The sequence below is a fragment of the Mixta sp. Marseille-Q2659 genome (genome assembly GCF_940807255.1).
Classification (GTDB): domain Bacteria; phylum Pseudomonadota; class Gammaproteobacteria; order Enterobacterales; family Enterobacteriaceae; genus Mixta.
The window spans coordinates 21,504-32,259 of sequence record NZ_CALNWY010000035.1 but is presented as its reverse complement, the minus strand read 5'-3'; the positions used below and the strand labels follow the sequence as shown (position 1 = coordinate 32,259).

The window sequence follows — 10,756 nt, the reverse complement described above, 5'->3', positions numbered from 1 at the left end:
GTAATAACGGTCTTAAAATTTCATATTTAATTATTTTGAATATTTTATTCTTTAAGATTTAACTGATACCGGAATTTATAAATAAATGAAATGGCGTTCCTGTTTTTATTTATCTTTTTGCGAGTTTCAGGCACTAAAAATCGCTAAAGGAATGGAATTATCGTTGCGCAACGAAATAAAAAAGGTAAAGCGATTACATTAATTAAAGTTATTGATAAAAAAGACTTTTGCTTAAACTTGTCGCGTTGCGCAAACGCGTTATTTCAGGCGGAGTTTTCTTAAAATATCTTTTTTTATGCTGCTTTAACGATTCAACACTTTCGCTTTTACAATCCCCTGTGCCAGGCTGAATAAGCGTTATAGGCGCAATTTTTCTGTTCCGCGTACCCCCTTAAATATCACAAAAGGATTGTCCCGATGTCCAATCAAGGCGTAATGCCGTTAGTGCTCTGGTACAGCCAGTTAGGCATGAACGATGTCGATCGCGTGGGAGGAAAAAATGCCTCCCTCGGTGAAATGATTACTAACCTGTCGTCGCTCGGCGTATCCGTCCCTGACGGTTTTGCGACAACCTCGGAAGCATTCAATCAATTTCTCGATCAGAGCGGCGTTAACCAGCGGATTTATGCCTTGCTGGATCAAACCGATATTGATGATGTGGATGAACTGGCGAAAGCGGGTAAACAGATTCGCCAGTGGATTGTGGAAACCCCGTTCCAGCCTGCGCTGGAGGAGGCGATTCGCGAGGCTTATCAGCAATTGTCCGCTGATGACAGCGACGCCTCATTTGCCGTGCGCTCTTCCGCAACGGCAGAGGATATGCCCGACGCCTCTTTTGCCGGGCAGCAGGAAACCTTCCTGAACGTGCAGGGCATTGATGCAGTGATGGTGGCCGTTAAGCATGTTTATGCCTCGTTGTTTAACGATCGCGCCATCTCCTATCGCGTGCATCAGGGCTACGATCATCGCGGCGTTGCGCTTTCCGCGGGCGTACAGCGCATGGTGCGTTCCGATCAGGCGTCGTCCGGCGTCATGTTTACTATCGATACCGAATCGGGCTTCGATCAGGTGGTCTTTATTACCGCTGCCTGGGGCCTGGGGGAAATGGTGGTGCAGGGCGCGGTTAACCCCGATGAATTTTACGTGCATAAGCCGACGCTACAGGCGAACCGTCCGGCGATTGTGCGCCGCAATATGGGTTCTAAAAAAATCCGTATGGTCTATGCCGATTCGCAGGCACACGGTGAGCAGGTAAAAATTGAAGATGTGCCGCAGACGGAACGCGATCGTTTCTGTCTCAGCGATGAAGAAGTCCAGTCGCTGGCGCGTCAGGCTGTGCAAATTGAACAGCACTATAAGCGTCCTATGGATATTGAATGGGCGAAGGATGGTCATACCGGTAAGCTCTACATCGTTCAGGCGCGCCCGGAAACCGTACGCTCCAACGGCCAGGTGATGGAGCGGTATACATTGCAGGGCAAAGGTGACGTTGTGGTCGAAGGCCGCGCCATCGGTCATCGCATCGGTGCAGGCGAAGTGAAAGTCATTCACGACATCAGCGAGATGAACCGCATTCAAAAAGGTGACGTGCTGGTCACCGATATGACCGACCCGGACTGGGAACCGATCATGAAAAAGGCGGCGGCGATTGTCACTAACCGCGGCGGCCGTACCTGTCACGCAGCGATTATCGCGCGCGAGCTGGGCATTCCGGCGGTGGTCGGCTGCGGCGACGCGACCGAGCGCCTGAAAGACGGGCATAAAGTGACGGTCTCCTGCGCTGAAGGCGATACTGGCTATGTCTATGACGATCTGCTCGATTTCGAGGTAAAAAGTTCGCAGGTTGATGAGATGCCGGCGCTGCCATTGAAAATTATGATGAACGTGGGCAACCCCGATCGCGCCTTTGATTTTGCCTGTCTGCCAAATGAAGGTGTTGGTCTGGCGCGTCTGGAGTTCATTATTAACCGCATGATTGGCGTGCATCCGAAAGCGTTGCTGGAATTTGACCAACAGACACCGGAGCTGCAGCAGAAAATCCGTGAGTTAATGAAGGGCTTTGACGATCCGGTTGAATTTTACGTAGGACGACTGACGGAAGGGATCGCCACGCTGGGCGCCGCCTTTGCGCCGAAGCGCGTGATAGTGCGCCTCTCTGACTTCAAATCCAACGAATACGCCAACCTGGTCGGCGGCGAGCGCTATGAGCCGGAGGAAGAAAACCCGATGCTTGGCTTCCGCGGCGCCGGACGTTACGTTGCAGACAGCTTCCGTGACTGCTTTGCGCTGGAATGTGAAGCCGTAAAACGCGTACGTAATGAGATGGGGCTGACCAACGTTGAAATCATGATTCCTTTCGTGCGTACCGTTGCGCAGGCGGAAGCGGTAATTGAAGAACTGGCGCGTCAGGGATTAAAACGCGGCGAGAACGGCCTGAAAATCATTATGATGTGCGAGATCCCATCCAATGCGCTGCTGGCAGAGCAGTTCCTCGAACATTTTGACGGCTTCTCAATCGGCTCCAACGATATGACGCAGCTGGCGCTGGGGCTGGATCGCGATTCTGGCGTGGTGTCCGCCCTGTTTGACGAGCGTAATGAGGCGGTGAAGGCGCTGCTGTCAATGGCGATTCAGGCAGCCAAAAAGCAGGGCAAATATGTCGGCATCTGCGGACAGGGCCCGTCGGATCATCAGGACTTCGCCGCCTGGCTGATGGAGCAGGGTATCGACAGCCTGTCGCTGAATCCTGATACCGTGGTGCAAACCTGGCTAAGCCTGGCGGAGATAAAGTAAAAGATTACTTAAGAATGTTACTTAACGATAAAGGCCGGAATTTCCGGCCTTTTTACTGGAAAAAAGACAAAAAAAAGCCCATCACATGGGATGGGCAAAGACTACACACAGCAATTCTTCACTTTACTCAGGGGAAAAAGGTTGTTTAAAAATCAGGGGTTTGATCCTTAACATGGGACTCATAGTATTCAGCAACGCCCCTACAGTCTTTAAGAATCCTCTTATTAGTTAACTGTTCATTATATTTTGTGCGATTTTTTGTGCGCTTAGTACAATCCAGTATAAAGTGTGCCTGCGGTAATCTGTTTCGTCCTGGCACTACCTCAAAAGATGTAATGGGGTTTAAAAGTTAACCAGTCTTAATGAAAAACAGGCGAGGGCAGAGAGCGGAAAAGCGCCGGACAGCGCGTGCTGTCCGGCAGAGAGGATTATTGGGCGGGATTATCTTCCTTAACCTCTTCTGAATGTTCTGCCAACTCATCTACTACGTCATGGGGATCTTCATCCGGCATCGGCGCTTCATGCATCCAGACTGAGACCAGACGATAAGAGACCGCCAGCACCACCGGCCCGATAAACAGGCCAATCATGCCAAAGGCGACCAGCCCACCGATAACGCCGGAGAGAATCAGAATCATTGGCAAATCAGCGCCCATGCGAATCAGCACCGGTCGCAGCACGTTATCCAGCGTGCCAACCACGCAGCTCCAGACCAGCAGTACGGTGCCCCAGGTCGTATCGCCACTCCAGTAAAGCCAGATAACCGCTGGTATCAGTACCGGCAGCGGCCCCGCCTGTACCAGGCAGAAAAGGATCATTAATACCGTCAGCAAGGTTGCGTAAGGAACGCCTGACAGCGCCAGGCCAATGCCGCCCAGCACGCCCTGTACCAGCGCGGTGACCACCACGCCGAGCGCGACCGCACGAATCGCCTGACCCGCCAGCAGCACGGCAGCATCGCCCCGACGCGCCGCCAGACGGAAGGCGAAGTGACGGATACCATTGCCGACCTGCTCGCCGCGCCAGTAAAGCAGTACGCTGAACAGCAGCATCAAACCAAGATGCAGCAGAAAACGCCCAAAGTGACCAGCCTGAGCGACAAAGAAGCCGGTCGTGCGTCCAACATAAGGTTGAACTTTGGTCATCAGCGCGCTGCCGCCGCCGTCCAGCAACAGATGATAACTGCTGTAGAGTTTCTCGCCGACCAGCGGGATATCATTCAGCCAGTTCAGCTGCGGCGGATGCAGATTGCCTGAGGTTGCCCAGGCGACAACCGGGCCGATATTATCGATCAGGCTATTTACCAGCAGCGCGACCGGAATAATAAACAGCAGCAGCAGGATCAGGGTCATGGCGATAATTGCCAGCGTACGTCGCCCCCAAAGCAGATGCTGGAGCTTAATCATCAATGGCCAAGTGGCGATGACGACCATCGCGGCCCAGGCGAAACCCAGGATAAATGGCTGTACCACCCAGAAACTGGCGACAATCATCAGCAGGATGAACATCAAAGAAAAAACAATTTGGGTTAAATCCATATCCTGTTGCAGTTTTTTCATACGAAAAAAAGATCCTTAATTTTGTACCTTGCAGTAATAAGCGGCCCGTTGCCGCTCATCGCATAATAATGCGTGATTTCTTAACATTGCGACAGTCTGCAAGCGAGGAAGATTTTACGTTTCCTGAAAAAACAGCCAGTCCTAAAAAAATGTGATACAACGAGAATTCACTGATAAAACAGCAAGCGCAAACGATACACAACATTGGTCACCCGATAATGATCCCACAGATTTCTCAGGCGCCAGGCCTTGTGCAGCTGGTGCTTTCATTTTTGGATACGCTTAAACAACAAGGATTTACCGGCGATACCGCCACCAGTTATGCCGATCGGCTTACTATGTCGACCGACAACAGCATTTATCAGCTGCTGCCGGACGCGGTACTGTTTCCACGCTCTACCGCCGACGTCGCTCTGATAGCCCGCATTGCCGCTACGTCGCAGTTTGCCAGCCTGACTTTTACGCCGCGCGGCGGCGGTACCGGCACCAACGGACAGTCGCTGAACCAGGGCATAGTGGTCGATATGTCGCGCTATATGAATCGCATCCTGGAGATTAATCCTGAGCAGGGCTGGGTGCGGGTTGAAGCGGGCGTGATAAAAGATCAGCTTAATGCTTATCTGAAGCCTTACGGCTATTTTTTCTCGCCGGAACTCTCTACCAGCAATCGCGCCACGCTGGGTGGCATGATTAATACCGATGCGTCAGGCCAGGGATCCGGTTTACGGCAAAACCTCCGATCATGTGCTGGGACTGCGCGCGGTGGTGCTGGGCGGCGATATTCTCGATACGCGTGCCATGCCGGTGGCGCTTGCGGAGCAGCTGGCCGCAGAGCAGACGCCGGAAGGCCGTATCTATCACGCCGTCCTGTCGCGCTGTCGTCAGCAGCGCGATCTGATTACCGAAAAATTCCCGCCGTTGAACCGCTTTCTGACCGGTTACGATTTGCGCCACGTATTAAGCGACGATCTGCAAACTTTCGATCTCACGCGCATCCTGTGCGGTGCGGAAGGCACGCTGGCCTTTATCTGCGAAGCGCGGCTGAATATCACGCCGCTGCCAGCGGTGCGGCGGCTGGTAAATATTAAATATGACTCCTTTGATTCAGCCTTGCGCAATGCGCCTTTAATGGTGGAAGCCAAAGCGCTGTCGGTAGAAACGGTCGATTCAAAAGTGCTGAATCTGGCGCGTGAGGATATTGTCTGGCATTCGGTGCGCGAGCTGATTACCGACGTGCCGGGCAAAGAGATGCTGGGCATTAATATTGTCGAGTTTGCTGGCGATGATTGTCAGCTTATCGACAGCCAGGTCGAGGCGCTCTGCCAGCGGCTGGATGCGCTGATGGCGCAGCAGCAGGGCGGCGTAATAGGCTATCAGCTGTGCGACGATCTCGATGCGATAGAGCGCATTTATAATATGCGTAAAAAAGCGGTCGGTCTGCTGGGCAATGCCAGGGGACGCGCCAAGCCGATTCCCTTTGTGGAAGATACTGCGGTGCCGCCGGAGCATCTGGCGGATTATATTACTGAATTCCGCGCGCTGCTCGACGGACATGGTCTGAATTACGGTATGTTCGGCCATGTTGACGCAGGCGTGCTGCACGTGCGCCCGGCGCTGGATATGTGCGATCCGCAGCAGGAGATGCTGATGAAGCAGATCTCTGATGAAGTAGTCGCCTTAACGGCGCGCTACGGCGGACTGCTGTGGGGCGAGCATGGTAAAGGTTTCCGCGCGCAGTACAGTCCGGCCTTTTTTGGCGAAACGCTGTATGAAGAGCTGCGGCGAATCAAAGCGGCTTTCGATCCCGCTAACCGGCTTAATCCCGGAAAAATCTGTACGCCGTTTGGCGTCGATGAACCCATGATGCAGGTTGACGGCGTGAAGCGCGGCTGGTTCGATCGGCAGATCCCGCTGACGGTGCGTAACGAGTGGCGCGGGGCGCTGGAGTGTAATGGCAACGGTCTGTGCTTTAACTTTGATGCGCGTAGCCCGATGTGCCCGTCAATGAAAATCACCGGCAACCGTATTCATTCGCCCAAGGGACGCGCTACGCTTACGCGAGAATGGTTGCGCCTGCTGGCGGAGAAGGGCGTCGATCCGCTGGCGCTGGAGCAGCAGGTGCCGGAGTCCGCTATCAGCCTGCGCGGTTTAATTACCCGTACCCGTAACAGCTGGTATGCGCGTAAGGGCGAGTATGATTTTTCCCATGAGGTCAAAGAGGCGATGTCAGGCTGTCTCGCCTGTAAAGCCTGTTCTACCCAGTGTCCAATTAAGATTGACGTTCCGGCGTTTCGCTCGCGCTTCCTGCAGCTGTATCACACGCGCTACCTGCGGCCGTTAAGCGATCATCTGGTGGCGGCGGTGGAAAGCTATGCGCCGGTCATGGCGCGGGCGCCACGTGCCTTTAACTTTTTCCTGAAACAGCCCTGGCTGCGTAACCTGAGCCAGCAACATATCGGCATGGTTGATTTGCCGCTGCTTTCTTCGCCTACGTTGAAACAGCAGCTGGCAGGCCATACGGCGGCAGCCACCACCCTGGAGCAGCTGGAGCAGTTCGATGGCGCGCGACGGGAAAAAACCGTGCTGGTGGTGCAGGATCCTTTTACCAGCTATTACGAAGCGCAGCTGGTGGCGGATTTTGTGCGTCTGATTGAAAAGCTGGGCTATCAACCGGTGCTGCTGCCGTTTTCCCCTAACGGCAAGGCGCAGCATATCAAAGGTTTCCTGAAACGCTTTGCCCGCACCGCGCAAAAAACGGCGGATTTCCTCAACCGGCTGGCGCAGCTGGGCATGCCGATGGTCGGCGTCGATCCGGCGCTGGTGCTGTGCTATCGCGATGAATATAAGCAGACGCTGGGTGATAAACGCGGCGACTTCCACGTTCAGCTGGTACATGAGTGGCTGCAGCAGGTGTTGGCGGGCCATGAAACCAAACCGGCCGCCGGTGAAGCCTGGTATCTGTTCGCGCACTGTACCGAAGTGACGGCGCTACCCGCCACGCCAGCTCAATGGGCCGCCATTTTCGCCCGTTTTGGCGCGAAGCTGGAAAATATCAATGTGGGCTGCTGCGGTATGGCTGGCACCTACGGCCATGAAGCGAAAAACCTTGGCAACTCGCTCAGTATTTATGAGCTTTCCTGGCATCCGCAGTTACAAAAGCTGCCGCGTCAGCGCTGCCTGGCGACCGGCTACTCCTGCCGTAGCCAGGTCAAACGCGTTGAAGGAAATGGCATGCGCCATCCGCTGCAGGCTCTGCTGGAGATTATCTGATGGCTATCTGGAAGCGACAGACAACGCTGGCGGAGATCAACGCGCGCAACGCTGGCTGTCTGGTGGAGCATCTGGGCATTCACTTTACCGCGCTACATGATGACGGACTGGAAGCGCGGATGCCGGTAGATGCGCGCACGCGCCAGCCGTTCGGCCTGTTGCACGGCGGCGCCTCGGTGGTGCTGGCCGAGACGCTGGGATCGATGGCGGGCTATCTCTGTACCGAAGGCGAGGAGATGCTGGTAGGTCTGGAGGTGAATGCTAACCATCTGCGCGCGGTGCGGGAAGGCGAGGTGCGTGGCCGGTGTCGGCCATTACATCTTGGGCGAACGCATCAGGTCTGGCAAATCGATATTTTTGATGAGCAGGATCGTCTCTGTTGCAGCGCCCGGCTGACGACGTCGGTAAGGCGCTAAGCCTTACCAAATCCACGCCGCATGTTTCACAAAATCGCTTTGCAGAGCGGTGGCTTTTTCCCAGTCGCCGCTCATCATCAGCTGATGGCAAAGCTTGCTTAACGAATGCCGCGCCAGCTGACAGGCCTGCATACGAAACAGCCGTTCCCGCTGCGTATTATTAATTTCCTGCAGCAGCCGGTGATGAAGTTTGCCCAGCGCATGAAGATAACTTTGCTCATCGCCATTGAGCTGGCAGAGTTCGGCCATATCTAAGCAGGTATCATTAAAGTTGCGCAGCTGATCGAGTGAACAATCAGGACGATTCAACTTTGCCTGCGCCAGGTGAAATCCACCGTCACATCGCGTACGGCAAACTTGTACTCATCAATTTTGTATTGCAGCCAGGCGTTAACGGAAACGTTCATGTGTCACCTGTGGTATGTTAATGATAATCATTATCATAATAAAAACGCCTCAGGTTGCAATGGCGCAACGCGATAATTTATCGATTAATGCGGCCTGTTGATTAAATCGGCATTAACAATGCTGAATTTATAACATCAGCGTAGAATGGTTAGTGTTTTCTGTCCTTACAGGCAACATTTTTTAAATTAATGATTTTAAAATAATATTCTTTGTAAACATGCGCCTGGTGCCAGAAAGCGCATTATGTTTTACAGAGACTATCCTTAGTAAATGGGCGTTAAAACCCGTACTTTGCGCTTATCCCTGCAAAACAAGAGGTTGAAGCAATTATCATTATCACTAACATAGTGGGATAAGCCTGCAAGGCATCGCATCGTGAGGTAATAAACTATGCAAACTGCAAATCCGGCCTCTTTCTCTCCAGATGAGTTTATCTGGAAAGGTTTGACCTTAACTGACAGCGCAGCGCAGCAGATTAAAGCGCTGGCCGCTAACGATCCGCATGTTTTAGGACTTCGACTGGGCGTTAAACAGTCTGGCTGCGCGGGCTTCGGCTACACCATGGATCTGGTAAAAGAACCGGTAGCTGACGATCTGCTGTTTACGCATCAGGGCGCCACGCTCTATGTGCCGTTGCAGGCGATGCCTTTTATTGACGGTACGCAGGTAGATTTCGTTCGCGAAGGTCTGAATCAGGTATTTAAATTTAATAACCCTAAAGCTCAGCACGCCTGCGGTTGTGGCGAGAGCTTTGGCGTTGAGTAAAAGTGCTATGTCCCGAAACAGTGAAGCATCAGATGACGTACAAATCTGGGAAGGCGGCCGCCAAAATTATAAAGAAGGCTTCTTTACCCAACTGCAAACCGACGAGCTGGCGCATGGCATCAGTGAAGAGGTGGTGCGCGCCATTTCCGCCAAGCGTAATGAACCAGAGTGGATGCTGGAATTCCGCCTGAAGGCGTATGAAGCCTGGCTGAAAATGGAAGAGCCACACTGGCTGAAAGCCCATTACGACAAGCTGGATTATCAGGATTACAGCTATTACTCGGCGCCTTCTTGCGGCAACTGCGATGACAGCTGCGCCTCAGAGCCGGGCGCGTTGCAATCTTCTGGCGGTCAGGCTGGCAGTAGCTACCTGACGCAGGAAGTGGAAAAGGCGTTCGACCAGCTCGGGGTGCCGGTCCGTGAAGGGAAAGAAGTGGCCGTTGACGCCATTTTCGACTCGGTCTCCGTGGCGACAACCTATCGTCATAAGCTGGCGGAGCAGGGCATCATTTTCTGCTCGTTCGGCGAAGCCATTCAGGAACACCCGGAACTGGTGCAGAAATACCTTGGCACCGTGGTGCCGCATAACGACAACTTCTTTGCGGCGCTGAACTCAGCGGTGGCATCCGACGGCACCTTCGTTTATATCCCGAAAGGCGTGCGCTGCCCGATGGAGCTGTCGACCTATTTCCGCATTAACGCGGCAAAAACCGGCCAGTTCGAACGTACGATCCTGATTGCCGACGAAGACAGCTACGTCAGCTATATCGAAGGCTGTTCCGCGCCGGTGCGCGACAGCTATCAGCTGCATGCGGCGGTGGTGGAAGTGATCATCCATAAAAACGCTGAAGTGAAATATTCCACGGTGCAGAACTGGTTCCCCGGCGGCGAAGGCGAAGGCGGGATTCTGAACTTCGTGACCAAGCGCGCGCTGTGCGAAGGCGACGGCAGCAAAATGTCCTGGACGCAATCGGAAACCGGCTCGGCGATCACCTGGAAATACCCCAGCGTGATCCTGCGCGGCGATAACTCTATCGGCGAGTTTTATTCGGTGGCGCTGACCAGCGGCCGCCAGCAGGCTGATACCGGCACCAAAATGATCCACATTGGTAAAAACACCAAATCGACCATTATCTCCAAAGGGATTTCCGCCGGGAAAAGCCAGAACACCTATCGTGGCCTGGTGAAAATTATGCCAACCGCGACCAATGCCCGTAACTTTACGCAGTGTGACTCAATGCTGATTGGCCCGGACTGCGGCGCGCATACGTTCCCCTACGTGGAAACCCGTAATAACACCGCGCAGCTGGAGCATGAAGCGACCACTTCCCGTATTGGCGAAGATCAGCTGTTCTATTGCCTGCAACGCGGTATCAGCGAGGAAGATGCGATTTCGATGATCGTTAACGGCTTCTGTAAAGACGTCTTCTCCGAGCTGCCGCTGGAATTTGCCGTAGAGGCGCAAAAGCTGTTGGCCATTAGTCTGGAACACAGCGTTGGCTAATGCCGACGCGCTGCATCGTAGCCTGCGGGCAAGCGAAGGAT

At 53.7% G+C, this 10,756-nt stretch carries 5 protein-coding genes, 1 other RNA gene and 2 pseudogenes; 5 read left to right on the top strand and 3 right to left on the bottom strand.

Annotation, left to right across the window (positions count from 1 at the left end; all coding sequences use genetic code 11):
* Positions 1–417 precede the first annotated feature (417 nt).
* A complete protein-coding gene (ppsA, locus tag P3C52_RS18365; protein ID WP_275556353.1) occupies positions 418–2,793 on the top strand; it encodes a phosphoenolpyruvate synthase in 2,376 nt (791 codons plus the stop codon).
* Positions 2,794–2,859: 66 nt separating this feature from the next.
* Here the strand turns inward: ppsA and rprA are convergent.
* Positions 2,860–2,969, bottom strand: an RNA gene (rprA, locus tag P3C52_RS18360) — antisense sRNA RprA.
* 252 nt (positions 2,970–3,221) lie between these two features.
* Entirely contained in the window at positions 3,222–4,352 is a 1,131-nt protein-coding gene (ydiK, locus tag P3C52_RS18355) for an AI-2E family transporter YdiK (protein ID WP_275556352.1), read from the bottom strand.
* A 218-nt stretch (positions 4,353–4,570) separates the two neighbouring features.
* On the opposite strand from ydiK, the pseudogene P3C52_RS18350 reads away from it, so the two are divergent.
* Together P3C52_RS18350 and P3C52_RS18345 are read left to right on the top strand one after the other, a co-directional pair.
* Positions 4,571–7,622 (top strand): annotated as a pseudogene (locus P3C52_RS18350) (FAD-binding and (Fe-S)-binding domain-containing protein).
* Positions 7,622–8,038 carry a hotdog fold thioesterase gene (locus P3C52_RS18345; protein WP_275556351.1) on the top strand — a complete coding sequence of 139 codons (417 nt, stop codon included), beginning with the start codon at positions 7,622–7,624 and terminating at the stop codon, positions 8,036–8,038. Before P3C52_RS18350 ends, P3C52_RS18345 begins: the two are co-directional and overlap by 1 nt.
* Positions 8,039–8,041: 3 nt before the next feature.
* On the opposite strand, the pseudogene P3C52_RS18340 reads toward P3C52_RS18345, so the two are convergent.
* Positions 8,042–8,445, bottom strand: a pseudogene (locus P3C52_RS18340) (hypothetical protein).
* A gap of 391 nt (positions 8,446–8,836) precedes the next feature.
* Between P3C52_RS18340 and sufA the strand changes: the two are divergent.
* Both sufA and sufB read left to right on the top strand, forming a co-directional pair.
* Positions 8,837–9,211, top strand: coding sequence for a Fe-S cluster assembly scaffold SufA (sufA, locus tag P3C52_RS18335; RefSeq protein WP_275556350.1), 375 nt, complete (start codon positions 8,837–8,839; stop codon positions 9,209–9,211).
* A gap of 7 nt (positions 9,212–9,218) precedes the next feature.
* Entirely contained in the window at positions 9,219–10,715 is a 1,497-nt protein-coding gene (gene sufB / locus P3C52_RS18330) for a Fe-S cluster assembly protein SufB (RefSeq protein ID WP_275556349.1), read from the top strand.
* Positions 10,716–10,756: the final 41 nt, after the last annotated feature.

Excerpts from the sequence above, each read along its gene's own strand:
- ydiK (WP_275556352.1), bottom strand. The coding sequence starts at position 4,352 with ATGAAAAAACTGCAACAGGATATGGATTTAACCCAAATTGTTTTTTCT.
- sufB (WP_275556349.1), top strand. The coding sequence starts at position 9,219 with ATGTCCCGAAACAGTGAAGCATCAGATGACGTACAAATCTGGGAAGGC.
- P3C52_RS18345 (WP_275556351.1), top strand. The coding sequence starts at position 7,622 with ATGGCTATCTGGAAGCGACAGACAACGCTGGCGGAGATCAACGCGCGC.
- ppsA (WP_275556353.1), top strand. The coding sequence starts at position 418 with ATGTCCAATCAAGGCGTAATGCCGTTAGTGCTCTGGTACAGCCAGTTA.
- sufA (WP_275556350.1), top strand. The coding sequence starts at position 8,837 with ATGCAAACTGCAAATCCGGCCTCTTTCTCTCCAGATGAGTTTATCTGG.